This is a genomic window from Marinobacter gelidimuriae (genome assembly GCF_000372805.1).
GTDB classification, from domain to species: domain Bacteria; phylum Pseudomonadota; class Gammaproteobacteria; order Pseudomonadales; family Oleiphilaceae; genus Marinobacter; species Marinobacter gelidimuriae.
On the sequence record NZ_KB889879.1, the window covers coordinates 26579 to 51798 of the forward strand.

The 25220-nt window shown below is 49.7% G+C and carries 26 protein-coding genes and 3 pseudogenes; all 29 read left to right on the forward strand.

Annotation, left to right across the window (positions count from 1 at the left end; all coding sequences use genetic code 11):
- Positions 1–227 (forward strand): annotated as a pseudogene (locus A3OI_RS23380) (hypothetical protein); the annotation flags it as partial.
- Positions 228–509: 282 nt separating this feature from the next.
- Entirely contained in the window at positions 510–809 is a 300-nt protein-coding gene (locus A3OI_RS0108050) for a nucleotidyltransferase domain-containing protein (RefSeq protein WP_018403775.1), read from the forward strand.
- Positions 806–1306 (forward strand): hypothetical protein, encoded by a 501-nt coding sequence (locus tag A3OI_RS0108055; protein WP_018403776.1) that lies wholly within the window; start codon positions 806–808, stop codon positions 1304–1306. Before A3OI_RS0108050 ends, A3OI_RS0108055 begins: the two co-directional genes overlap by 4 nt.
- Before the next feature lie 381 nt (positions 1307–1687).
- A pseudogene (locus A3OI_RS23770) lies at positions 1688–1849 on the forward strand (MerR family transcriptional regulator); the annotation flags it as partial.
- A 24-nt stretch (positions 1850–1873) separates the two neighbouring features.
- Complete coding sequence (locus A3OI_RS23775; protein WP_407635518.1) at positions 1874–2356, forward strand: PD-(D/E)XK nuclease family transposase; 483 nt, start codon at positions 1874–1876, stop codon at positions 2354–2356.
- A gap of 129 nt (positions 2357–2485) precedes the next feature.
- Positions 2486–3067, forward strand: coding sequence for an Rpn family recombination-promoting nuclease/putative transposase (locus tag A3OI_RS23780; RefSeq protein ID WP_228702924.1), 582 nt, complete (start codon positions 2486–2488; stop codon positions 3065–3067).
- Entirely contained in the window at positions 3049–3537 is a 489-nt protein-coding gene (locus A3OI_RS23785) for an RpnC/YadD family protein (RefSeq protein WP_026224075.1), read from the forward strand. Before A3OI_RS23780 ends, A3OI_RS23785 begins: the two co-directional genes overlap by 19 nt.
- 234 nt (positions 3538–3771) lie before the next feature.
- A pseudogene (locus tag A3OI_RS23790) lies at positions 3772–3876 on the forward strand (MerR family transcriptional regulator); the annotation flags it as partial.
- A 291-nt stretch (positions 3877–4167) separates the two neighbouring features.
- Positions 4168–5658 carry a capsule assembly Wzi family protein gene (locus A3OI_RS0108080; protein WP_018403778.1) on the forward strand — a complete coding sequence of 497 codons (1491 nt, stop codon included), beginning with the start codon at positions 4168–4170 and terminating at the stop codon, positions 5656–5658.
- Between the two features lie 21 nt (positions 5659–5679).
- Entirely contained in the window at positions 5680–8379 is a 2700-nt protein-coding gene (locus A3OI_RS0108085) for an SLBB domain-containing protein (RefSeq protein ID WP_026224076.1), read from the forward strand.
- Between the two features lie 140 nt (positions 8380–8519).
- Positions 8520–8744, forward strand: a complete 225-nt coding sequence (locus A3OI_RS19625; protein WP_018403780.1) for a hypothetical protein — start codon at positions 8520–8522, stop codon at positions 8742–8744.
- Positions 8734–8862 carry a hypothetical protein gene (locus tag A3OI_RS24275; RefSeq protein WP_018403781.1) on the forward strand — a complete coding sequence of 43 codons (129 nt, stop codon included), beginning with the start codon at positions 8734–8736 and terminating at the stop codon, positions 8860–8862. The genes A3OI_RS19625 and A3OI_RS24275 overlap by 11 nt, the downstream gene beginning before the upstream one ends.
- Before the next feature lie 270 nt (positions 8863–9132).
- On the forward strand, positions 9133–9498 hold the full coding sequence (locus A3OI_RS0108100; protein WP_018403782.1) for a GxxExxY protein: 366 nt from the start codon (positions 9133–9135) through the stop codon (positions 9496–9498).
- A gap of 294 nt (positions 9499–9792) precedes the next feature.
- On the forward strand, positions 9793–10764 hold the full coding sequence (locus A3OI_RS19630) for a Wzz/FepE/Etk N-terminal domain-containing protein (RefSeq protein ID WP_018403783.1): 972 nt from the start codon (positions 9793–9795) through the stop codon (positions 10762–10764).
- Positions 10765–10826: 62 nt separating this feature from the next.
- Positions 10827–12254 carry an ImmA/IrrE family metallo-endopeptidase gene (locus A3OI_RS0108110; RefSeq protein ID WP_018403784.1) on the forward strand — a complete coding sequence of 476 codons (1428 nt, stop codon included), beginning with the start codon at positions 10827–10829 and terminating at the stop codon, positions 12252–12254.
- Between the two features lie 204 nt (positions 12255–12458).
- Positions 12459–12560 (forward strand): hypothetical protein, encoded by a 102-nt coding sequence (locus A3OI_RS24650; protein ID WP_155903052.1) that lies wholly within the window; start codon positions 12459–12461, stop codon positions 12558–12560.
- Positions 12561–12727: 167 nt separating this feature from the next.
- Positions 12728–14041 carry a flippase gene (locus tag A3OI_RS0108115; protein ID WP_018403785.1) on the forward strand — a complete coding sequence of 438 codons (1314 nt, stop codon included), beginning with the start codon at positions 12728–12730 and terminating at the stop codon, positions 14039–14041.
- Between the two features lie 10 nt (positions 14042–14051).
- Positions 14052–14699 (forward strand): class I SAM-dependent methyltransferase, encoded by a 648-nt coding sequence (locus A3OI_RS0108120; protein WP_018403786.1) that lies wholly within the window; start codon positions 14052–14054, stop codon positions 14697–14699.
- Positions 14700–14707: 8 nt separating this feature from the next.
- Positions 14708–15607 carry a glycosyltransferase gene (locus A3OI_RS0108125; RefSeq protein ID WP_018403787.1) on the forward strand — a complete coding sequence of 300 codons (900 nt, stop codon included), beginning with the start codon at positions 14708–14710 and terminating at the stop codon, positions 15605–15607.
- 4 nt (positions 15608–15611) lie between these two features.
- On the forward strand, positions 15612–16601 hold the full coding sequence (locus tag A3OI_RS0108130; RefSeq protein WP_018403788.1) for an FAD-binding oxidoreductase: 990 nt from the start codon (positions 15612–15614) through the stop codon (positions 16599–16601).
- 19 nt (positions 16602–16620) lie between these two features.
- Positions 16621–17394: a glucose-1-phosphate cytidylyltransferase gene (gene rfbF / locus A3OI_RS0108135; RefSeq protein ID WP_018403789.1), complete on the forward strand. Its 774-nt coding sequence runs from the start codon at positions 16621–16623 to the stop codon at positions 17392–17394.
- Between the two features lie 4 nt (positions 17395–17398).
- Entirely contained in the window at positions 17399–18466 is a 1068-nt protein-coding gene (rfbG, locus tag A3OI_RS0108140; RefSeq protein ID WP_018403790.1) for a CDP-glucose 4,6-dehydratase, read from the forward strand.
- 38 nt (positions 18467–18504) lie between these two features.
- Positions 18505–19818: a lipopolysaccharide biosynthesis protein RfbH gene (gene rfbH / locus A3OI_RS0108145; protein ID WP_018403791.1), complete on the forward strand. Its 1314-nt coding sequence runs from the start codon at positions 18505–18507 to the stop codon at positions 19816–19818.
- Positions 19818–20693 (forward strand): NAD-dependent epimerase/dehydratase family protein, encoded by an 876-nt coding sequence (locus A3OI_RS0108150; protein WP_018403792.1) that lies wholly within the window; start codon positions 19818–19820, stop codon positions 20691–20693. Before rfbH ends, A3OI_RS0108150 begins: the two co-directional genes overlap by 1 nt.
- On the forward strand, positions 20690–21709 hold the full coding sequence (locus tag A3OI_RS0108155; protein WP_018403793.1) for a GDP-mannose 4,6-dehydratase: 1020 nt from the start codon (positions 20690–20692) through the stop codon (positions 21707–21709). The genes A3OI_RS0108150 and A3OI_RS0108155 overlap by 4 nt, the downstream gene beginning before the upstream one ends.
- A 55-nt stretch (positions 21710–21764) precedes the next feature.
- Positions 21765–22730 (forward strand): glycosyltransferase family 2 protein, encoded by a 966-nt coding sequence (locus A3OI_RS0108160; RefSeq protein WP_018403794.1) that lies wholly within the window; start codon positions 21765–21767, stop codon positions 22728–22730.
- On the forward strand, positions 22727–23845 hold the full coding sequence (gene gmd, locus A3OI_RS0108165; protein ID WP_018403795.1) for a GDP-mannose 4,6-dehydratase: 1119 nt from the start codon (positions 22727–22729) through the stop codon (positions 23843–23845). The genes A3OI_RS0108160 and gmd overlap by 4 nt, the downstream gene beginning before the upstream one ends.
- A 6-nt stretch (positions 23846–23851) precedes the next feature.
- A complete protein-coding gene (fcl, locus tag A3OI_RS0108170) occupies positions 23852–24817 on the forward strand; it encodes a GDP-L-fucose synthase (protein ID WP_018403796.1) in 966 nt (321 codons plus the stop codon).
- Positions 24818–24983: 166 nt separating this feature from the next.
- Positions 24984–25220: transposase (locus A3OI_RS21780; RefSeq protein WP_177313695.1), on the forward strand; the 237-nt coding region annotated here is incomplete at its 3' end.

Consider the following 25220-nt stretch of genomic DNA (forward strand, 5'->3'; position numbering starts at 1 on the left):
ATCGCGCCGCGCATGGACAGGCACTCGTTCTTGCTGCGTTCTCGGAAGTCATCTTGGCCGGCAGCGTCAACTGCGGCATCAATATAGGGGACAGACTTCAAGTCCGTCCCCGCTTGGAGATAGGATGGGGACTGTCCGGCGTAGAAGCGAAAGACGACATCTCCCAGTACAAGCAGTTGATCCGGCAGATGATTCGAGAACTGGAAGACGTACTGGCTGTTTTATAGTTGATAAACTCATTGTTTAACAAGAAGTAACAAAGTTCCGCAATATCCCCTGTCAATCAGACCCTCTGCCAAGTGCTTCTACTCGTAAGCTCGCCTCCGTGGCAAAACTCTCGTTCTTTTATCTTTCCGCAGCAAAAAATCACCCTCATTGGTGATAGCAGAAAGCGCAGAGCGAGCACCAGAATCCATGGTCAACCAAGCCAAGAAAGCCTATGCTTGAGCGAAGGAGCTGGGCCGTCACCAACCAGAGGGCTCTCGTACACCAAAGCAGGCAACTATGCTATGAGATTGAATGCCAAAGAAATTCGGGTAATCAAAGCATCGGTGAAATCCGTCTTTGGGCCTGAAGCTGAGGTTTCACTGTTCGGCTCACGTGCCGATGACACCGCCAGAGGTGGCGATATCGACTTACTGGTTAAGGTTGATAGCTTGGTAGAACACCCGGCTTGGGATGTCGCAAGGCTACAGGCAAAAATCATCAAACAGCTGGGTGAAAGGAAAATAGACGTACTTCTGGATGCACCTAACATGCCGGATGCTGCAATCCACCAGATTGCCCGGGCGCAAGGAATTGCGTTGTGAAAGCATCACCGGAAATTCAGGAAAGGCTCAAATTTCTAAGCCGTGTTGTGAATAAGGAAATCAAACATCTCGAATATGCGGCAAGCCAGGTTTTCGGCGGGTCTTTAACCTATGAAGCTGTTGAGGCCCTCGACTCAACTCCAGACTTGGCCATGAAGGTAGAGGCGTTTACGAGCCGCTTCTGCCGCCTGCAAGATACTCTGGGGGATAAGCTGTTACCAGTCTTGTTAAAGGCCTTGGGAGAGCCGGACCGGGCCCTTCTTATCAATCTTGAGAAAGCTGAGAAGTACGGCTGGCTAGAGTCCTCAGAGCAGTGGATAGCGCTAAGGCAGATACGAAACCAGATGATTCATGAGTACATTGAAAACGCACAGACACTGTTCGATGCTCTAACCACTGCACATGACAATAGGGATACTCTGGAGCAGTTCGCCGCCAGACTGGATAAGCAGGTTCTGGAATTAGTGGCGGCAAATCACCAAACACCAAGCGCTTAAAGACCTGTTAGCCACGGACGCTCACAGACACCCACGGACGAACAACAAAGCGTTTTCCAGATCTTTTGTCCGTGAACGTCCGTGGCTATATCAGAATTTTTTAGTCACAGAAACTCACGGACGAAGGAAAAAGAACAGATATGCTCAGGGAAGAAGAGCTTAGTTATCGGATTCGCAGTGCCGGTTTCAGTATTCTACAAAGCAAAAGTAGAAGCCTACGTCGGCACCGAGCAATAAATAGATGGGGACAGATTTAAAATCTGTCCCCGCTCGGAAATGGGGACAGACTTCAAGTCCGTCCCCGCTTGGAGCTTGGAGATAGGGGACAGACTTCAAGTCCGTCCCCGCCTGGAGCTTGGAGATAGGGGACAGACTTCAAGTCCGTCCCCGCTTGCGTCCTGGGAACAGGAATTCCCCCATTTGTCCCCGGTCAAGCGTCGCGGTAACCGCCGTTATTACCAGCGCGCAGACGTCATCACTATCCGCCAGATTCGCAGCTTGTTGTATGACCAGGGCTACACCATTGGCGGTGCCAAACAGCAGAGAGCCTCGGTTGGGTTGCACCTGTTGGATTTTGATTTGTTTACCGCAACCGAGAACGAACGCCGGCAAGCGGTGTGGCGGTTCGAGATGCGTGATGAGACCCAGCCGGGCGTATCGCTGGGGAATATTTTGCAGATGAACCTGATCGAACTGAACAAGGCAGACCGAATGGGTTTGGAATCAGGCCCATTGTCAGCCTGGATTACTTTCTTCAAGCACTGGCAGGAGGAGCTCACCATGGCCAATGTGGCGCATGAACCGGTTAAGAAGGCGATGAGTCGCATCCGTGAACTTAGTGCCGATGAGGAGGCTCGCCGCTTGGCGTTTGTTCGCGAGAAGGCGCTGAGGGATGAAGTATCTTTTTTGAATGATGCCCGGCGTGAAGGCCGTGAAGAGGTGGCCCGTAACCTGATTGCGATGGGTCTGCTGACCGATGCCCAAATTGCGACAGCTTCTGGCTTGTCCGATAATGAGGTCAAGGTACTTCGTGAAGAGCAGAAACACTGATAACTCTGCCTGAAATTGATTCATGGACATAAAAATCCATGGACAGGCACTCCTTCCTCATGCATTCCTGTTCCCTCTAATGAAAAACCTTGGCGTGGTATAATGGAATTCGTTGAATCAGGAGAACGCATGGCAACGAATCACCACGACACCGGTTACAAGGAACTGTTCAGCCATCCGGAGTTTGTCCAGCAGTTGATCGAAGGATTTGCACCTTTCGAGATCGCGGATCTGATGGACTTCAGTACACTCAAGAATCACAGCGGCAACTACATCACACCGCTGTTTGAAGAGAAATTTGAAGACGTGGTGTGGTCTGTCAATATCACTTGGGAAGGCGTGCCTCAGCAGGTGTATCTGTATATTCTGTTGGAGTTCCAGTCCCGTGTGGATCGAACCATGCCGATCAGAATGATGCACTACGTGGCTTGTTTCTATGACCACTTACTGAAAACCAGAGTAACAACACCCGGTGGTGGGTTGCCTCCCGTATTCCCCATCGTGCTGTACAATGGATCGCAACGCTGGANNGCTGAACAGGATGTGTATGAGATGGTGCAGCCGGAACCTCCTGCTTTCTTGAAAGTAGGGGACGGATTTGAAATCCGTCCCCGGTTTAGATCTGCAGCAGCCAGCCACACCTGCGATATTACCTGGTGGATGAAGGGCGCTATACTGATGAAGAGTTGGGCTTGCGCCAGACACCGTTGAGTGGCGTGTTCGGTGTCAAGAATGCGGGCCACAGTTGGGAAGCGTTGCAGCAAGCTGTAGATCGGGTTGTGGCGATCATACAGTCGGACCCGAACAAGGATCGTACCGACAGAATTATTACCCGCTGGCTCAAACGCCATTTGCAGCGACTTGGAGCTGAAGTACACCTGAATCAGCTCAACAGTTTGGTGGAGGACAGAGATATGTTGGCAGAGAACTTGGAGAATCTGGTTAAGAAAGAACGGCTTGAAGGCATGTTGGCAGGGCGCCAGGAAGGCCGTCAAGAAGGTCGTCAAGAAGGTCGCCAAGAAGGTCTCCAAGAAGGTCTCCAAGAAGGTGAGCACATGAAGGCTGAACAAATCGCCCGTAACCTGATCAGCCGTACCGAGATGAACGACCAAGTGATTGCAGAGATTGCTGGTTTGACGGTTGATGAAGTCAGTCGGTTAAAGTCAGAGGTCAAGCACTGACCAAATTTAGTTGACCACTACAGTGTCGACCCCACTCGCAATTGACTCAGCGCCCAAGGGACGCGACGACGCATGGACAGGCACTCGTTCTTGCTGCGTTCTCGGAAGTCATCTTGGCCGGCAGCGTCAACTGCGGCATCAATATAGGGGACAGATTTCAAATCTGTCCCCGCTTGAAGCTTGGAGGTAGGGGACAGACTTCAAGTCCGTCCCCGTTTGGAGATAGGATGGGGACTGTCCAGCGTAGAAGCGAAAGACGACATCTCCCAGTACAAGCAGTTAATACGACAAATGATTCAGGAACTGGAAGATGTGCTGGCGGTAATGAATAAAGCCTAAATGTAAGTGCGATTGAAACATAAAAAAGCCAACCGCCCAAGTCGGTTTTTTTATAGGAATATGATTTAGTTGTCTACATACCTGTAATTAACACACAGATGCAAATGCCACCTGTTACAACAGGTTACAAAACTCCTTTCAATTCCTAGCTTACTAATACCTTTTGTCGGTTGTCTAAAAACTTGTGACGCGTATCATGCTCGACTAGTCGGCGCACTGCGCCAAAATCTGACAGGCATAGCCGGGTTTCTTTCTCCTGGCTTCACCCCTGCACTTAAAAACAAGATGTCCATGACCCTAAAACACTTAGCTTTGGTATGTGGGGCGGTAGCGTGCCTGAACACGATTTCTGCAGTGGCGGCGCCCTGGATAGAGCCCGGCGACGCCCGAGCCCGTTTCGCCATACAAAAACTGGCAGACCAAGGGCAATTCAATCGCCCGGTAACCAGCTGGCCCATCATGTGGGCGTCAGTAGACAGCGCCCTGGCAGACTCTGCCGGCAAAGGCTCCCAAGCAACCGGCATGGCCCGCGCTTACCTCGAATTTGAGCAGGAACAGCAGGCTTCATCGGGCATCCGGTCACAGTTTGAGCTTTCCGCCACCAACGAAGTCGCCATGGTGCAGGGCTTTGAACGGGGGTCCATGTCCCAAGGCACCGCCAACTTGAACGTGCAATGGCAAGGGGAGCGATTCGCGCTGGGCGTGAGCCCTACTTACGCCCTAAACCCGGATGACAACGAAAACCTCCGCTTTGACGGCTCCTACCTGGCCGCCACCGCCAGTAACTGGGTATTCGGTGCCGGCGCCATTGACCGTTGGTGGGGCCCGGGCTGGCAGTCCAGCTTGATCTTCTCCAACAACGCACGGCCCATGCCCTCATTGTGGCTGAACCGTAAAGACCCCTCCGCTCCCGAAACATCCTGGCTCAGCTGGATTGGCCCGTGGCAATTAACGGTTCTAGCCGGCCAGTATGAAAAAGAACGCGAGATACCCGAAGCCAAACTGATCGGCATGCGTCTGAACCTGCGCCCGTTAGACGGCCTGGACATCGGCTTCTCCCGCGCCATCATGTTTGGTGGGGAGGGGCGCCCGGAAGGCGCTTCTACCCTCTGGAACGCGCTGATCGGCAAAGACAACGGCCAGCTTGAAGAAGACGACCCCGGCAACCAGCTCGCCGGCATAGACGCCCGCTACGGCTTCGCCATCGGCAACCAGTCCATGGGCCTGTACGGCCAGATGATGGGCGAAGACGAAGCCGGCGCCTTTCCCGCGCGCAAATCCTGGTTACTGGGCAGTGACTGGACCAGTCAGCTGTTTAACGGCGACCAGCAATGGTTTGTGGAATACGCCAACACCCTGGCCGACGACTTCCTGGGCGACGCCATGCCCAACATCACCTACGACCATTCCCGCTACAACAGCGGCTACCGCTATTACGGCCGCACCATGGGCGCAAGCTTCAGTGGCGACGCCGAAGCCGTCACCCTCGGTGGTTTCCACTTCTTCGACGACGGCCGCAACCTCTCAGCCAGCCTGAGCTTTGTTGAGTTCAACAAAGATGGAGCAAGCAGCACACCGGTCATTGACAAAAACATCAAACTGATGGTCCCCGCTGAAAACGCCAAACAGGTCATCGCAAAAGTCGGCTACGGCACCGGATTGCTCAATGGCTGGCTGGACCTAAGCGCCCAGTTTGCCGATAAAAAGCTCGAATTGGTCAACCCCGCCGAAAACGAAAGCGGCCAGTGGTCTGTCGGCGCCAGCTGGCGCTACCGTTTCTAAAACCTTTACCGGATACCCGTTGTGAACTTAAAACGCCTCCTGCTCTCTTTATCTTTAGCATCGTTAATGATGCCATTGTGTGTTTCCGCGCAATCCATATCACCCGCACAAATTCAGCAATTCAAATCCTTGCCACAAGCCCAGCAAGAAGCGCTGGCGCGGCAGTATGGGGTGAATCTTGATCAGCTTCAGGGCAGCCCGAGCTCGAATGGGTCCGCCGCTCGCCAACCGATATCCGTGGTTGAGCCGCTAGAAAACGGCAGTGCTGAAAACCAAAGCAAAAACGACAACGAACCAACCGAAGAAGAGAAGGCGTTCGCCAAAAAGAACAACGGCCTGCAACCGTTTGGTTACGAACTGTTTGAAGGCAAGCCCAGCACCTTTGCCCCGGTTACCGAAGTGCCCGTACCCATGAATTACACATTAGGGCCGGGCGACCAAATCAGAATTCAGCTGTGGGGTAATGAAAACCAGCAGTTTTCGCTCACCGTTTCCCGTGATGGCACCATCGATATGCCCAAACGCGGCCCCGTTAACGTGGCCGGGCTAAGCTTTCAGCAAGCTCGTGATGAAATTACCAAACTGGTGTCTGAACAGTACATCGGCGTAAAAGCCGCCGTATCGCTGGGCGAGCTGCGCAGCATGCGCGTTTTCGTACTGGGTGAAACCCGCACGCCGGGCTCTTACAGCGTTAGCTCGCTATCCACCATCACCAATGCCCTGTACGTGTCCGGCGGCATTCGCCACACCGGCTCCCTGCGCAACATCCAGTTAAAACGCAATGGCAAAGTGGTCCACACCCTGGACCTGTATGACCTGCTGCTAAAAGGCGACACCAGCGGCGATGCCCGCCTGCAAGCAGGAGACGCCATTTTCATCCCGGCCGTGGGCCCGCGCGTGGGTATAGACGGCGAAGTATACCGCCCGGCGCTGTATGAAATTGACGGTGCCACCAGCTTGCAAGAACTGGTTAACCTCGCCGGCGGCATGACCGCCCAGGCCTACCCGCAAATTACCCGCATAGAGCGCACAAACCAGGAATTCTTGCGGATAATCGCCGAAGCCGACCTGACCAATGCAGCAGGCAAACAGGCCCGCGTAAAAGCCGGTGACCGGGTGACCATCGCATCCATCGCCGATGTAACCGGCCAGTATATTGAACTATCCGGCGCCGCAGCGCGGGAAGGCAAATTCGCCTGGGTTCCGGGCATGCGCGTGAGTTCAGTGATACGCAATCTGGACGCAGACCTGCTCCCAATAGCAGACTCCAACTTTGCAGCCATCGTCAGAACAAATCCTGAAACCCAGCAGATTTCGGTGCTTAGCCTCGAGCTCAAAAACGCGGTAAGAAATCCTGGCGGTTCAGCGGATTTGGTTCTGCATGAGAAAGATCAGTTATTGCTGTTTGCGGACGAGGGCAAGGGAGACTTCAGGGAAAGCTTTAGTGACGAGGGAAAGTTCAGACAAAGCTCTAGTGACGAGGGAAAGTTCAGACAAAGCTCTAGTGACGAGGGCAACGCCAGGCAAAGCTTTAATGACGACGGAGACTTCAGGCAAAGCCTTAGTGAAAAGTCCGCAACGGGCCTCGAAGGCGAAATCGCACAAAATGGCGATGATGACGCAACAGACGTACAGCGCTTTCGTCGCGATATCCTGTTTAGTCCTGTCGTAAAGCGCTTGAAATCCCAGGCAACACCCATGGCCCCCCAGCAGACCATGACCATCAGTGGCCCTGTGCGCTACCCGGGTGAATACCCGTTACCCGCCACGGGCAAAGTGAAAGACGCCATCGTAATGGCAGGTGGTTTAAACGACTCCGCGCTAATGTTGGAAGCGGAGCTGGCCCGCCGCACGCTCGATGAAAACGGCGTAGAGCGAACACGCATACAGACCATTGACCTGGCCAGTGCAATGAATAATCAGGTGAACATAGACCTGCAAAGCCGTGACCGGCTGATGGTCAAGTCCATACCGTTATTCGGAGCCACACGCACTATCACGCTTCAGGGCGAGGTTCTCTACCCGGGTGAATACACCTTCAGCGACGGCGAAACCCTGGCTGCTGTGCTCAAGCGCGCGGGCGGGCTTACCGATAACGCCTTTCCCCGCGGAGTCGTGTTCACTCGTGAAAAACTGCGAGTACTGGAAGCGCAGCGGCTGCTTGAAGCGGAGAAACGCCTGCAAGGAGACCTGCTGGGTGTTCAACTGGAAGGTGATAGTTTCGGCGGCCAGAGCGCCCAACGCGTAGACCAGGTAAAAGGCCTTTTGGATGACGTTCAAAGCAGCCGTCCTGTTGGTCGCATGGTTATTGACCTGCAAGCCGTACTGACCAACAGCGACTACCAGTCCATCCGCTTGCAAGACGGCGACACGCTGACAATTCCCACCATTCCGCAGGCCGTCAGCGTATTCGGCGAAGTCCAGTTCCCAACCAGTCACCTGCACGTTGCAGGCCTAACAGTGGACGATTACCTAGACCGTTCCGGCGGCCCCACCCGCCAAGCCGATGAAAACCGCGTGTACGTGGTAAAAGCCGACGGCTCCGTAATGCTGCCTGAAAAAAGCGCCTGGTTTGGTGGCCGCAGCCAGCAATTACAACCGGGCGATACTGTGATCATGCCGATTGATGTGGAACGCCTGAACCAGCTGGAACTGTGGACCAACGTCACCCAGATTGTTTACCAGATGGCTCTGGGCGCTGCCGCTGTGGGGAATCTGTAATGAATCAGTCCCCCAGCACTACCCAGACGACGAAATAGACGGCAAGCCAGGTTTTCGGCGGATTTTTAACCTCTGCAGCAAAAAACTTGGCAAGTCTGATATAGTCATTAGAGAAGGATCCAGTCGGTCGGAGCACAATCATGTACGCAATCGAATTCGAAGCAGATATCCAGAATGGCGTAGTGAAACTGCCAGCGGAATACGCCTCGCTGCAGAACAGTCACGCCAAAATCGTAGTAATGGTTAAGGATGAGGCTGCGCAAGGCCCCGAGCCGTCGCCTCTGGATCTTAGCGATGTTGAGATTGAGGGCTTTCAGGGACGAGAGGCCGTTGAGATACAAAGGGAAATGCGAGATGAGTGGTAAGTATCTGCTGGATACCAACGCCATCATTTACGCCATCGACCGTAAGTTGAAGCTACCAGCAAACCGCCATGTCGGCACCGTAATTACATTGAGCCAACTCGTTTCCTGGAGTACCTGATTCAGCTCCTTGCCTGAACCGTAAGACAGGCATTGGTGTACCTTCTGACAATCGAGCTCCCGGACTGGAAAACCCAACTGGCGCTAATCGTGGGCCGATGCATCGACGAAAGACCTTTCAGCCACGGACTCTCACAGACATTCACGGACGAACAAAAAAGTGTTTTCCAGATCTTTTGTCCGTGAAAGTCCGTGAGTGTCCGTGGCTATGTCAGAATTTTTTAGCCACGGACGCTCACAGACACCCACGGACGAAGGGAAAAGAACAGATATGCTCAGGGAAGAAGAGCTTAGTTATCGGATTCGCAGTGCCGTCTTCGAAGTGAACAGAGTGCTTGGGGCGGGATTTTTGGAAAGCATATACCAAAAGGCATTGGTATATGAGTTGAGGCAAAGTGGGTTACAGGTTCAGGAAGAAGTGCCGGTTTCAGTATTCTACAAAGATAGGGTTGTAGGAGAGCACCGGATGGATATCGTGGTAGAGAACAGTGTAGTGCTGGAGCTGAAAGCTCAGCCGAAGTTGCCCATTTCCGCTGAGCCTCAGCTGATCAATTACCTGAAAGCAACAGGAATGTCCGTTGGCATGCTCGTCAACTTTACCTTCCCAAAAGCGTTTATAAAACGAATAGTTAATTAGCCACGGACCCACACGGAAAAAAAGGTCTTAGTCTTGTCTTTCCGTCCGTGAACGTCCGTGAGTGTCCGTGGCCAAAAAGTTCTGACATAGCCACGGACCCAAACAGATCCACACAGACAAAAAAAGTCCTATTCATGTCTTTCCGTCCGTGAAAGTCCGTGAGTGTCCGTGGCAAAAAAAACTCTGATATAGCCACGGACCCACACGGACAAAAGATCTTATTCTCGTCTTTTCGTCCGTGCCGTCCGTGGCTAAATTTTCATTCTTTCATCTCTCCACGTCTAAAAAGTCCCTATGAACCAAACCCCAGACCCCCAACACTACCCAGACGACGAAATAGACCTGCGCGAACTCTTCGGCACCCTATGGCGCGGTAAGTGGATCATCATCCTGGTCACTACCGTCTTTGCAGTCGTTGGCGTGTTTTACGCACTCAGCCAACCCAACATCTACCAATCTAGTGTGCTCCTGGCGCCGGCTCAGGACGAAGGTGGTGCTGGCGTCAGCGGCCAGCTCGGAGGCCTGGCCAGCCTGGCGGGCATCAGTCTCGGCGGTGGCGGCTCGAACCAGACTGTTATAGCCAAGGCAGTCCTGCAATCCCGCGCGTTTCTGACCGACTTCATCCACCGTCACAACCTCGTCATCCCCCTTATGGCCACTAAAGGCTGGGATATTGAAAACGAAAAGTGGGTGATTAATCGGGAAGTCTACAACCCCGATGCCGGTGAATGGCTCACCGATGACGAAAGCGAAAGCCTGGCACCAACAGACTGGGACATGGTGAAACAATTCAAAGAAAGCCACCTGAGCCTGTCCACCAACGAAGATATTGGTATGGTCACCCTGAACATTAAAAGCCAGGCCCCTCCAGTGGCCAAAGAGTGGGCTGAAAATCTGGTACACGACATCAACGAACATATGCGCGCGCAAGACGTGCAAGAAGCTGAAGCTCGCATTGCTTACCTGGAACAGAAGCTCGGGGAAACAAACATCGCCGGCATGCAACAAGTGTTCTATCAGCTCATAGAAAGCGAAACCCGCACGGTAATGCTGGCTAATGCGCAATCCGAATACATATTTAAGACTGTAGATCCTGCTGTGGTGCCTCAGGAGAAAAGTGGGCCAAAACGAGCTTTGATTGCGGTGGTAGCCACCTTGCTGGGTGGCATGCTCGGAGTATTTGTCGTGTTCATAATGGCTTTTGTGCGAAATGGAGCCGTTCAGACAGAATCGGCAACGCATGGATCGTCAGTGGAAAAACAATGACGGATAGTAAGGAAACTCAAAAAAATGGCAGAAAAATCCGGACACTCTAAAGAGTTCGAGCAATGGCTAAAACAGTACGGTTAGGCTCTAGCGAAGGCTTCTTGCTAGAGCTGACGCTCATTGATCGGCAGGAAAAAGCTGGCCTCGTTTGGGGTGAAGGCAGATTTCTTGTTGGCGGCCTGTTGGTTATGGCAGAAAAAGACGGCTGTCCTATTAGCTGGACATGGGTCGATCTGCTGGAATGGCTTGCGAAAAATTGGGCCTATCTGTTGCTGGAGCAAAACTTCCCATTTCAGGTGTCAGCCATGGGTATTTCCACGTTAATGAGAGATTTGGAGAAACGCTGGGAAAACATGGCCGAGGAACGAATGGAAGATGAAGAAGAGCAGGCTTTTCGCTTTCTAGATCGGCACGATCTGGCCTGTGCGTTCAAAGGAATTTTTTTCCCTGCTACGTATTTAATGCGCCAAGGCGCCTTGATGGAAGTTTTTAGCGCCGAACACAGTAGCCATGTGCGCTTAAACCTACAGCGGGCAGTAAGTGACCTTGAAGACATTGGAAATTATTTGGCGGAAGTCGCAAATACAAAAGAGGTGAGTAGGGGCAAGTTGGCTGCTGAGCAGTGGTACGCTCGAGATACATACTTCATCGCGCAAGCGGTGCCGCTGTTAACCGGGTTAAACGCTGCAAGTTTGGCGCACCTAAACCCTGAGAACGACCCTGAGTATTGGGAGTACGATCCGGAATCTCCACTGGCGGACGGCGAGCTGATGGCCGCAGCACGTATGACCAGTGGCGTACTTCTAGCCGATCAGCAATTACAAGTCTTTGAGTTAATTCGTGGTGCAGCGAAAATAGCAACACCAGAGCTAGATTCGCTTTCACGTAGTCTTTTTAAAGACTTTAAAGACATCGGCAAGCCCTATGATCAGGGTTACTGGGTCGCCATTTGGTTACGCCGAAAATTAGGGAAGTCCGATTCGGAAGGTGTAAAGCCGTCAGTCTTTCTTGAACGATGGAAGATCCCGGTTGATGACTTTGATATGCCGGACTCCATACTTGATGCGTTTGCATGTTGGGGGCCGCGTCATGGCCCCGCGATATTCGTAAATAAGGCGCAACAAAGCACGTCAGCTCACGTGCATGGTGAAAATACAACCCTCGCCCATGAAATTTGTCATCTGCTACTGGATCGCGATGGTGCCCTGCCGGTTGCAGAGGTACTGAACGGCAATAGCCCCGAGCGCTTGGAAAAGCGTGCTCGCGCTTTTGCAGCGGAACTTCTGCTACCGAGAAATGTGGCCGCAAAAGAGGTGCGAATGGCAGCCTCCGTGAACGTTGCCGTCACAACGCTGTCTTCAGCATACGAAGTCAGTACCGAGTTGGTGTGCTGGCAGATAATCAACTCCGATGCCTACGCCACTTTAACGGACGATGAACGTAACTGGCTGCAGGGCAGGGCACAACGAAAAGTGTTTGCCGACGCGTAGCGTCAAGGCTGTATTGTCAAGGTGAACGCATGAAAAACCGCGCTGTGGTGGGGTTTGTAGCGCTTTACCCGTTGAGGTTACTATGATTATCTAATGATTTTACTCATGGAAGCCTCCATATCAGCCGTCTTTTCTTTACTATTTGTCCATCATTCCCGACTTTCGCCAATCCTGGAAAGTGCAACATCAGCTGATTGAAATTCTATTCCTAGTCACGACACCTTGGCCAGAGTGATGGCTCTGATCAATGCAGAGCGGTTTCAGACAGCGTTTTCTGGATGGATGAAAGCGTGGTTATGCCGCTGAGAACTCTCTTGTGACGATTCTCGCGGTATAAAATGTTTCATGCGTTTTCCCTGGTTGCTCATGGTCGAGTTCGCTACTAGTGTAAAAAAACAGTTAGCGGATGATATAAATAGCTTTTATCTGTAAGTGTCAGATTTTAAAATTTAAAATTCTTTAGATATAAACCAATGCTAACACCAGTACGCAGTAAGATTCACGAGCTTAAAAACCATGCTGGCTTCAAACGCTATGCCGCTAACACCTCATGGATGATGGGCGAAAAAATCCTTCGCATGTTTGTCGGGCTGTTTGTCGGCATTTGGGTAGCACGTTATCTGGGACCAGAGCAATTCGGGCTGTTCAGCTATGCGCAAAGCTTGGTTTTTTTGTTTGTCGCTATTGCTACGCTGGGCTTAGATGGGATCTTAGTACGGGAGCTGGTCAAAGATGAAAGCCGTAGGGATGAATTACTCGGCACTGCTTTTGGATTGAAGCTTATAGGTGCCTTACTGATTTTGCCGGTCTTGTGGTTGACAGTTCAGTTCACCAGCAATGATAGCTATACCAATCTGTTGGTATTTATCATTGCTTCTGCCACTATCTTTCAAAGCTTTAACGTCATCGATTTCTACTACCAGTCGAAGGTGCAATCCAAATATGTGGCTTGGGCCAACAGCCTTGCGCTGGGGGTATCCAGCGCCATCAAGGTTGCATTGATCCTGAATCAAGCCCCTTTAATGGCTTTTGCCATCATGGTGGCATTTGATGCACTGGTGTTGGCAACGGGGTTAGTATTTTTTTACAAAGTTTCATCTCGGCAAAAATTGTTTCACTGGTCATTCAAGACGAATACAGCCAAAAAACTGCTGAAAGACTCCTGGCCTTTAATTCTTTCCGGCCTGCTGGTTTCGGTTTATATGAAAATCGATCAGGTGATGATCAAAGAGATGCTGGATGTAGAAGCCGTGGGACAATACGCCGCAGCCGTGCGCCTAAGTGAGGCCTGGTACTTTATTCCCATGGTTATTGCCAACTCGCTCTTTCCAGCCATCCTGAACGCCAAAAAAATCAATAAAGAAATTTATTTACAACGACTCCAACGCCTTTACACTCTGATGATTTGGATGGCTGTTGGCATTGCCCTGCCGATGACCTTCCTCAGTGAATGGCTGATAACATTGCTTTATGGTGTGGCTTATTCGGAAACTGGCGGGGTGTTAATGGTGCATATATGGGCAGGTGTGTTTGTGTTCTTAGGCGTTGCGAGTGGAAAGTGGTTGGTGGCAGAAGGGATGACTATTATTGCGATGAATAGAACTTTGGCAGGTATGGTAATCAATGTCTTATTAAATTTATTGCTCATCCCTCTTTATGGTGTGCTAGGTGCTGCCATGGCTACACTCGTTAGTCAAATAGTTGCCGCATTATTATATGATGCATTTGACCGAAGAACAAGATTTCAATTTTTTCTAAAATTAAAAGCCTTTGTAGGTACCTTTTAATGGAGCATTTATGAGCAAAATAATAAAGTTGATATTGTTGTTTAGAAATCTGAGAGTTTTAAAGTTTTTGGCTTCTTCTTATTATGGCGGTTACTTAAACGATATAGGTTGGTTTCAAAGTTTCGAGAAACGACGGCCTTTAGATAAGGAGGGAAATCCAATTGCATGGGTCACCTACCCTTTTATGCATTTTTTAGAACCAAGGCTCGTTGGTATTAAGAGTGTTTTTGAGTATGGCTCGGGAAATTCAACACTCTATTATTCAAGGTTTGTTGGCCATGTTGTCAGTGTGGAACATGATCAAGGTTGGTATGAAAACATCAAGAAGAAAATGCCAGAAAATGTTGAGCTTTTTTTTAGTGAGTTAGTTAAGGGTGGCGGGTATTCCAGGTTTTGCGCCGAGCTTGATAAGAAATTTGATATAATTATTGTTGACGGAAGAGATCGAGTCAACTGCTTAAAGTCCACGCTTGCGGGTTTGGCCTCAAATGGTGTAGTCGTTTTGGATGATAGTGAAAGAGATTGGTATACTCCCGGTGTTGATTTTATGCTTGAAAATGGATTTAAGAGGATTGATTTTTGGGGTATTTCTCCTGGGTTGTTTTACAAGAAATGTACTACCATTTTTTATAAAAATGACAACGTTCTCGGTATATAAAGTTATATATGGCTATTTCCCCAGTTGTTCTTTTCGTCTACAACCGCCCCCAGCACACCCGTCAGACAGTCGAAGCACTTCTAAAAAACGATCTTGCCGACCAAAGCGATTTAATTGTCTTCTCGGATGCCGCTAAGAACAGTGACGCTGCTCGACATGTCCAGGAGGTGCGGGATTACCTTAAGACTACTACCGGCTTTAAGTCTGTCCGCATTGTTGAGCGCGAGGAAAACTTGGGTCTCGCAAAATCCATCATCCATGGCGTCACCGAAGTTGTTAACCAATATGGTAAGGTCATTGTCCTGGAGGACGATATCGTCGCCAGCCCATCATTCCTGACATTCATGAATGAAGCGCTCGATTTCTTTCAGGAAAATAAAAAGGTTTGGCACATCGGTGGTTGGATCTATCCGATCGACACCTCTGGCCTGAATGATACATTTCTTTGGCGAGTGATGAATTGCTGGGGGTGGGCAACTTGGAGTGACCGTTGGGCACATTTTGAGAAGGACACGGATAAGCTACTGTCCGAGTTCTCCAGCCAAGACATACACCGCTTCAATTTGGATAATGCTGACGATTTTTGGTCGCAGGTGAAAATGAATAAGTCCGGTCGAATAAACACTTGGGCGATTTACTGGTACGCAACAATTTTCAGAAATGACGGGCTGTGTCTGGGGCCAATGGAATCCCTGGTTCAGAATGTTGGATTTGATGGCTCCGGAATGCACTGCGGTAACAGCAATACAATGCAGGTGTCCATCTCGACGAAATCTATGCACGAGATGCCATCTGTAATGGCTGAAGATGTCGAAGCCGTTAACCGGATTCGACAGTTCCTCCTTAAATCCCGTCCGGGTTTTGCACGTAGATTGGCCGGCAAAATTAAACGATTGATGACACCTTAAAGCTATGACCTCTGTAACTTTAACCAATGGCAAAATATTCGACGCCAATGGCGAACAGACTATACTTGATGCGGCGCTTCGGCAGAATGTTTTTCTTGAATACAGCTGCAGGACTGGCCGGTGCGGTATTTGTAAAACGAAAGTCGTGAAAGGCGAAACCGACACGATTAAACCCGAGGAGTCACTAACCGAGCTAGAAAAGGCGGACGGAGAGATCCTAACCTGTTGCAGAGTTGCAGTTACAGATGTTTCCCTTGAGGCTGAGGATCTGGGAGCGTTGGTTGACTACCCGGCAAAGACAGTACCCTGCAGAATTAATTCGCTGACCAAATTAACGGACGACGTCGTTGAGGTGATCCTCAGGCTCCCGCCGGGACAACCACTCAAATTCCTAGCTGGCCAATATGTTGATGTGATCGGGAGAGGTGGAATCAGAAGAAGCTACTCGATCGCCAATGCCCCAAGACAGGATGGCTGTATCGTTCTGTATATTAAAAGGGTGGAGGCTGGCGAGATGAGCCATTATTGGTTCAATGAGGCTTCCCCGAATGACCTGTTAAGGCTTGAAGGCCCTCTGGGCACATTCTTTTTTCGGGATAACGCCCCTGGTACTATCGTGTTGCTCGCAACGGGAACGGGTATTGCCCCGGTAAAGGCGCTACTTGAACATCTCGACGCAAATCCCGAAAAAGTCGTCGGTAGGAGGGTGGTAGTCCTTTGGGGTAATCGCTACCCGAAAGACCTCTTTTGGGAGCCTCACTTCGAAAATATCGCTGTCTGCTACACGCCCGTTTTGTCTCGTGCAGGCGAAGAGTGGCCAGGAGCCTCAGGGTACGTTCAACGTTCCTTGCTGGAAGGCGAGCTCGAGATGGACGACCTCATCGTCTACGCCTGTGGCTCCGAAGAGATGATTCATTCTGCACGAGAATCCCTCTGCGAGGAAGGTCTTCCAGCGGCGAGGTTCTATTCAGACGCATTCGTAAGTTCCAACTAAAACCAAGGTAATTCTCATTATGAAAGCAGTGATTTTGGCCGGTGGTCTGGGCACACGCCTCAGTGAAGAAACGTCGAGTCGCCCCAAACCCATGGTTGAGATTGGTGGGAAGCCGATTCTTTGGCACATCATGAAAATGTACTCCTCGTATGGAATAAATGATTTCATTATTTGCTGCGGGTACAAGGGGTATGTAATCAAAGAATACTTCGCAAATTACTTTCTTCACATGTCGGATGTTACCTTCAACATGCGCTCCAACGGTATGGAGGTACATAACAAGCGTGCTGAACCCTGGAACGTAACGCTGGTGGACACCGGCGAGAATTCCATGACGGGTGGCCGCTTGCTTCGCGTAGCGGATTATATAAAGGATGAAGAGGCCTTTTGCTTTACCTATGGTGACGGCGTTGGCGACATTGATATTGCCGAAACCATTCGCTTCCACCAGTCACATGGTAAGTCAGCAACACTGACAGCAACCTATCCGCCAGGGCGTTTTGGTGCGCTCGACATCCAGAATAAACAAGTCATGAACTTTAAGGAAAAACCGAAGGGTGATGGCGCCATGATCAACGGTGGCTTTTTTGTACTTACACCCAAAGTGCTGGATTACCTGAAGGACGATAGCAGTGTCTGGGAGCAGGGGCCTTTAATGAAACTGGCAGAAGACGGCGACTTGATGGCCTATCAGCATCAGGGCTTTTGGCAGCCAATGGACACCTTACGAGACAAACACCTGCTGGAAGAACTCTGGGAAAGCGGCAAGGCTCCTTGGAAAAACTGGGAATAATCTGATGACCGCAGCAGTCAATCTCGCCTTCTGGTGCGGGAAAAAAGTTTTTCTGACCGGTCACACCGGCTTCAAAGGCAGTTGGCTTTCGCTCTGGCTTCAAAGCATGGGGGCCGTGGTCAAGGGCTTCGCACTTGAACCGCCTACTACCCCCGCGCTCTTCGAGCAGGCTCGAGTAGCGGAGGGTATGGAATCGGAAATTGGGGATATCCGTGATCTGAAAGCCATAACAGCCAGCATGACAGCCTTCAATCCCGACGTTCTGATCCACATGGCAGCGCAACCACTAGTTCGTCTATCCTATCGGGAGCCGGTCGAAACCTATGCAACCAATGTAATGGGTACGGTTCACGTATTGGAGGCGGCGCGTCGCTGTAGTCATCTGAAAGCCATCGTCAACGTGACCACAGACAAGTGTTATGAAAACCGCGAGTGGGTCTGGGGTTATCGTGAGAGCGAACCCATGGGTGGGCATGACCCCTACAGCAACAGCAAAGGCTGCTCAGAACTGGTGACTGCAGCATATCGGAGTTCATTCTTTAATACGCCTGATACCGCTGCACTCGCCTCGGCCAGAGCGGGTAATGTCATCGGGGGTGGTGACTGGGCCGAAGATAGACTGATCCCCGATATCCTTCGGGCGTTCGAAAAAAAGCAGCCCGTCATTATTCGCAATCCACTGGCAACCCGCCCCTGGCAGCATGTATTGGAGCCAATCAGTGGCTATCTCACGTTGGCTGAAAAGCTCTTTAACGAGTGTGATGTCTACGCTGAAGGCTGGAACTTTGGCCCCCATGATGAAGATGTGAAACCGGTGGAATGGATACTCAACCGCTTAGTAAACCACTGGGGACAAGGTGCCAGCTGGCAGCTAGATACCAACCCACAGCCCCATGAAGCCCAGCTGTTGAAGCTGGATATCAGCAAAGCCGCAGCTAAACTGAAATGGCGTCCGCGTTGGTCCTTGGCTGAGACGCTGGACAGCATCGTCGAATGGCACCATTGTTGGCTCCGTAGTGACGATATCCGCCAGATGACTCTCGATCAGATAGCAAAATATCAGCCTCACTAACTTAAGATTTACATACCGATACCATGACAGGCGATCTTATGAATCCCCAAGAAATTCGTCAGGAAATCAGCAAACTCGTCGAGCTATATGCCAGCACCGAATTAGCGCCAAAGGCTTTTGTTCCTGGAGAAAGCGTTATTCCCCCTTCCGGGAAAGTGATCGGCGCACGTGAACTGCAATTGATGGTGGAAGCCTCTCTCGACGGCTGGTTAACCACAGGGCGATTCAATGCGGAGTTCGAGGAAAAGTTAGCGGGGTTTATTGGTGTAAACCACTTGCTCACGGTGAACTCGGGTTCTTCTGCTAACTTGGTTGCGTTTAGTACTCTGACATCGCCAAAGCTAGGTGAGCGTGCCATCAGAAAGGGTGATGAAGTTATTGGGGTGGCTGCCGGCTTCCCCACTACGGTGAACCCAATTGTGCAGTTTGGTGCAGTGCCGGTGTTTGTCGATGTCAATATGAAAACCCATAACATCAATGTTGACCTGATCGAAGCCGCCATTACCCCAAAGACCAAGGCCATCATGCTAGCCCATACATTGGGTAACCCCTTCAACCTGGCGAAAGTCAAAGCTATTTGCGAGAAACATAACTTGTGGTTGGTGGAAGACTGTTGCGATGCGCTAGGGGCCACGTTTGACGGACGGATGGTTGGTACCTGGGGTGACATCGCCACTCTTAGCTTCTACCCGGCGCACCATATCACCATGGGTGAGGGTGGTGCCGTGTTCACCAATAACCCACAGTTGAAGATGATTGCAGAATCGTTCCGCGATTGGGGCCGAGATTGCTACTGCGCGCCCGGCTGTGACAACACCTGCGGCAATCGTTTCGGCCAACAGTTTGGCTCCTTGCCTCACGGCTACGACCACAAGTATGTATATGCCCATTTGGGCTATAACCTGAAAATAACGGATATGCAGGCAGCTTGCGGCCTTGCTCAGTTAGAACGTGCACCGGAATTTATTGCTACAAGAAAGCACAATTTCGTATTACTCAAAGAACGGCTGGCCAGCCTCAACGATTTTCTTGAAGTCGCAGAACCTACGCCGAACAGTGAGCCGTCCTGGTTCGGCTTTCCTGTCACGCTTAAGGAAAGCAGCGGAGTGCAGCGCGTAGATTTGCTCAAGTATCTGGATCAGCACAAGATCGGCACTCGCCTGTTGTTTGCCGGTAACCTGACCCGTCAGCCTTATTTCCAAAATATGGAATATCGGGTTGTTGGCGATCTGACCAATACTGACCGCACCATGAATCAGACTTTCTGGCTGGGCGTTCAGCCCGCATTGGGCCAAGAGCACTTCGATTTTGTGGGTGAAAAACTGGAAGAGTTCTTTGGGCTGAACTTTTAATGCAACACATACTGCTGACAGGTGCAACCGGCTTTCTGGGTAGTCACTTGTTAGAGGCCCTGCTGACGCAGGGCTACCAGGTGACCATTCTGAAACGATCTACCTCGGATACCTGGCGAATAGATCACCTGTTGTGCCAGGTCAGTGCGTTTGATGTTGATAGACTGCCAGTAGAAAAAGCCTTTGAAGCCCAAAATGTAGATGTAGTTATCCATACAGCTTGTACTTATGGGCGGCATGGTCAGTCAGCTTATAAAGTAGCTGAAACGAACATAATGTTTGCGCTACAGCTGCTTGATGCAGCTACGAGTTTCAATGTAAATACTTTCATTAATTCAGGTACTTTGTTGCCAAAGTACCTGAATGCTTACTCTTTATCTAAAAAGCATTTTGCTGAATGGTTGAAGCAACGTAGTGATAAAGTTCAGGCTATCAACCTTAAACTTGAACACATGTATGGTCCGAAAGACGATCAGACTAAATTTGTACCTTGGTTGATCAGTCAGTTTGAGCAGGGTGTTGAGCGCGTATCCCTGACAGAAGGTAAGCAGCAAAGAGATTTTATCTACATTGATGATGTGATTTCTGCATACCTACTGACATTGCAGAAAGCCAACCAATTGCCAGAGTATAGTGATTTTGATGTTGGCACGGGTAGGCTCACCAGTGTTTTCGAGTTTGTAACCGCCTTATATGAAAATTATAAAAGGCTAAATCCGAACACCGTAACGCAACTTGGGTTTGGTGATATACCCATGCGGGAAGGTGAAATAATGGCAGTTGAAGTCGATAACAAGGCTCTGAAAACATTAGGCTGGAATGCAAAAATACTTCAAAATGAAGGTTTTGAAAGATTATTCAAGGTGGTTTCATGAAATACTTGATTACGGGCGGATGCGGATTTTTAGGTTGTAACATTGCTAGTGAATTGTTGAAACAGGGTGAAGAGTTGGTGGTATTTGACAGTCTTTATCGTTTCGGTAGCTACCAGAACCTCGAGTGGCTGAAAAGCCAGGGTGATTTTGAGTTTATTCATGGTGATATTCGTAATACGAACGATGTAGAACGCGCCATTCGGAGCCACAAACCTGATGTGATCCACCACCTGGCTGGGCAGGTTGCAATGACAACCTCAATAGCCGAGCCACGATTGGACTTTGAGGTTAACGTCGGTGGAAGCTTTAACTTGCTGAATGCAGTAAGGCTCTATTCGCCAGAAAGTACCATTGTTTACTCATCAACAAATAAGGTCTACGGAGACCTGGAGCAGTTCAGTTATCGGGAAGCTGAAACACGCTATGAGTGTATTGACAAACCAAATGGCTTTGATGAAAACGTTAATCTCGATTTTCATTCACCCTACGGCACTTCAAAAGGAAGCGCTGATCAATACATGTTGGATTTTGCTCGAATTTATGGTTTGAAAACGGTGGTTTTCCGCCATTCTTCCATGTTTGGTGGGCGCCAGTTTGCCACTTTTGATCAAGGTTGGTTGGGCTGGTTTACACAAAAAGCCGTTGAAATAAAGAAAGGCACTGCTACAGAGCCGTTTACTATTTCAGGTACTGGTAAACAGGTTCGGGATCTCCTCTATGCCAGTGACTGTGTTTCGCTTTACCTGAAAGCGGCTGAAAAAATTGAGCAGATTAAAGGTCAGGCATTCAATATCGGTGGAGGTATCGATAATTCTTCATCATTGTTGGAATTGTTCAGCTTTCTGGAGAAGGAACTCGATATCAGGATGAGCTATAAACAGTTGCCGCCACGGGAAAGCGATCAGCGTGTTTTTGTTTCGGATATCAGTAAGGCGCAGAAGCTTATAGGGTGGGCGCCTGAAGTAAAAAAAGTTTCAGGTATCAGAAAAATGATTGATTGGGTAGGAAGTAATTGAGCCGATCAAAAATCGGATCTGTTCCAGTGTTTCAATATTTTAAGGTTGGGTTTTAATGAATGATCGAGTCTCCATACTTGTACCTGTATTCAATCGTGAGAGTATAATTGGTGAAACCTTGAATTCGGCACTTTCCCAGTCTTATGAAAATATTGAAGTTGTAGTTGTCGATAATGCAAGCACCGATAACACTTGGAAAATAATTGAAGGTTTTGCAAATAATGATAATCGTGTTCGAGCCTTTAGGAATAAAAGCAACATAGGGCCAGTCAGAAACTGGAGGCGTTGCGTAGAAGAAGCAACAGGGTTTTATGCCAAAATTCTATGGTCTGACGATTTAATTTCTCATGATTTTATTGAGAAGTGTTTACCCTTGATGAATTCTGAAACTGCTTTCGTATATTCAGGTGTGAAAATTTTCACTGAGAGGCCCGAAAATGGATTGCCTTGTTACTTCATCGGCAATACCGGGCATAAATCTTCATCCGAATTTTTAACCAGAGCTTTGCTCGATAATAATGTGCCGGTATCACCCGGATGTGCGATTTTCCGTTTAGAAGACTTGAAGAAAAACCTGTTGGTTGATGTGAGAACTAAAGTTGATAGCAATTTTTCTATGCATGCAATTGGTAATGATCTACTCCTATTCTTGCTAACAGCAAAAAATTACCCGAAATTTGGCTTTGTGGCAGAGCCGTTATCCTTTTTCAGAGCCCATGCTGACTCTATTAGTATATCATCGGAAGATGGTAAGTTGCCCATTCATTATATGCTAGTCAGAGCCTATTTTGCTGAGCATTATCAGAAAGATATGGTTAGTCAAATGGCTGCGAGGGCTTGGCTTCTGATTATAAAGTATCCGGCGCACCGTTCTTTTGGAATTGAAAGAGTAAGCGACTTCTTTTATTACAACGTAAAATTGAATTACTATCTTGTTATACTTATTTTATTTAACCGGTTACTTCGGATTCCTGCTCGAATTTTTAGAAAAATGTACCGTATGTTGGAAGCTAAAAAATGAAAAAAGCACTTATCACAGGAATCACCGGCCAAGATGGCTCCTACCTCGCCGAATTTCTCCTGGAAAAAGGCTACGAAGTACACGGCATCAAACGCAGAGCCTCGTCTTTCAACACCCAGCGCGTAGACCATATCTACCAGGACCCACACGTCAAAAATCAGAATTTTGTCCTGCATTACGGCGACCTAACGGACTCTTCCAGCCTCACCCGTATACTGCAGGAAATTCAGCCAGACGAGGTCTACAACCTCGGTGCTCAGTCCCATGTGGCAGTGAGCTTCGAAGCGCCGGAATACACCGCCGATGTGGACGCCATGGGAACGCTGAGGCTTCTAGAAGCTATCCGTCTACTTGGCCTCGAAAAGAAGACTCGCTTTTATCAAGCCTCCACTTCTGAACTGTTCGGCCTCGTTCAGGAAACTCCCCAGAAAGAGACCACCCCCTTTCATCCTCGTTCGCCTTATGCAGTGGCCAAGCTTTATGCCTACTGGATGACGGTTAACTACCGTGAGGCTTACGGCATGTATGCCTGTAATGGCATTCTGTTCAACCATGAGTCCCCTCGGCGGGGGGAGACCTTCGTTACTCGGAAAATAACCCGGGGCCTGGCGAACATTGCACAGGGGCTCGAGAATTGCCTATATATGGGCAACATAGACGCCCTTCGGGATTGGGGACACGCAAAAGATTACGTGCGTATGCAGTGGATGATGCTTCAACAGGATCAACCAGAAGACTTCGTTATCGCTACAGGTAAGCAATACTCTGTGCGGGAGTTTATTACATGGTCTGCTGCGGAACTTGGCATAGCGTTGAAGTTTGAGGGGCAAGGTACTGACGAACAAGGGATAGTAACAGCTATCGAAGGCGAGCTAGCGCCTGAAGTATCGGTCGGAGATACCATTATGCGCGTAGACCCGCGTTACTTCCGGCCAGCCGAGGTGGAGACACTCTTGGGTGACCCGTCAAAAGCCAAAGAAATACTAGGCTGGGTTCCGGAAATTACGGCCCAGGAGATGTGTAAGGAAATGGTTGCAGAAGACCTGAAAACCGCCCAGCGCCACGCCCTGCTGAAACAGCATGGTTACGAAGTACCTGTATCGGTGGAGAATTGATCTGCTATGACTAAGTTAAATATCTTTATAGCAGGCCATCGCGGCATGGTCGGCTCTGCACTGATGCGCCAGTTGCAGCAAAACCCAAACATTAATCTGATCACGGCCAGCCGCGAAGAGTTAGATTTGACCAGTCAGGCAGATGTTCACGCGTTTTTTCAGCAACAGTCGATTGATCAGGTTTATCTGGCCGCAGCGAAAGTAGGTGGCATTCACGCCAATAACACCTACCCGGCTGATTTCATTTACGAAAACCTGATGATGGAAGCGAACATCATCAATGCTGCGCACACGCACGGTGTGCAGAAGTTGCTGTTTCTGGGGTCTTCCTGCATTTATCCTAAATTGGCTGAGCAGCCGATGACCGAAAGCGCTCTGCTTACCGGGACATTGGAACCGACCAATGAGCCCTATGCTATCGCGAAGATTGCCGGCATCAAGCTTTGTGAAAGTTACAATCGCCAGTATGGGCGGGATTATCGCAGCGTGATGCCCACGAATCTTTATGGTGAGAACGACAACTTTCATCCTGAAAACAGCCACGTTATTCCTGCTATGATGCGTCGCTTTCACGAAGCCACTCAAGCCGGCGCGAAAGAAGTGGTGATTTGGGGTACGGGCACGCCTATGCGCGAGTTCTTGCATGTAGACGATATGGCAGCGGCCTGCGTGCATGTGATGAATTTGGACATCACAACTTATGAAGCTATTACCCAGCCTATGCTGTCACATATTAATGTTGGTACTGGTGTAGATTGCACTATCCGCGAATTAGCAGAAACTCTGGCTGCAGTTACTGGCTTTACCGGAAAGTTGGTCTTTGATGTTAGTAAAGCCGATGGTGCACCACGTAAACTGATGGATGCGTCACGCCTGAATGTTATGGGCTGGCAGGCGGGCATAAGTCTCAAAGAAGGCTTGGCAAGCACCTATTACTGGTTCATTCAACATCAGGAGCAACTGCGCGACTGAGGTGGAAAATCAGCTGCTTGTTGTAGGGTTGCTGGAAAAAGAGGGGGCGTTTATTTTTTGGATAAGATCACTATATTAAATCAATATATGACACTTTTTACAAACAAAGCACGGGGTCAGGTCTTGCATTCCAACATTCCAACATTCCATATGCTAACCTACCAACATGGCACGTCCCCTTAGAATTGAATTAGCCGGTGGGCTTTATCATGTGACCTCGCGTGGCGACAGGCGCGAGGATATTTTCCTTGATGATGCCGATCGCTTGGCGTGGCTGGAGTTGTTTGGTCAGGTATGTCAGCGCTTTAATTGGGTGTGTCATGCATGGTGCCTGATGGACAATCATTATCATATTGTTGTGGAAACAGCCGAAGGCAACCTTGCCCAAGGCATGCGCCATCTG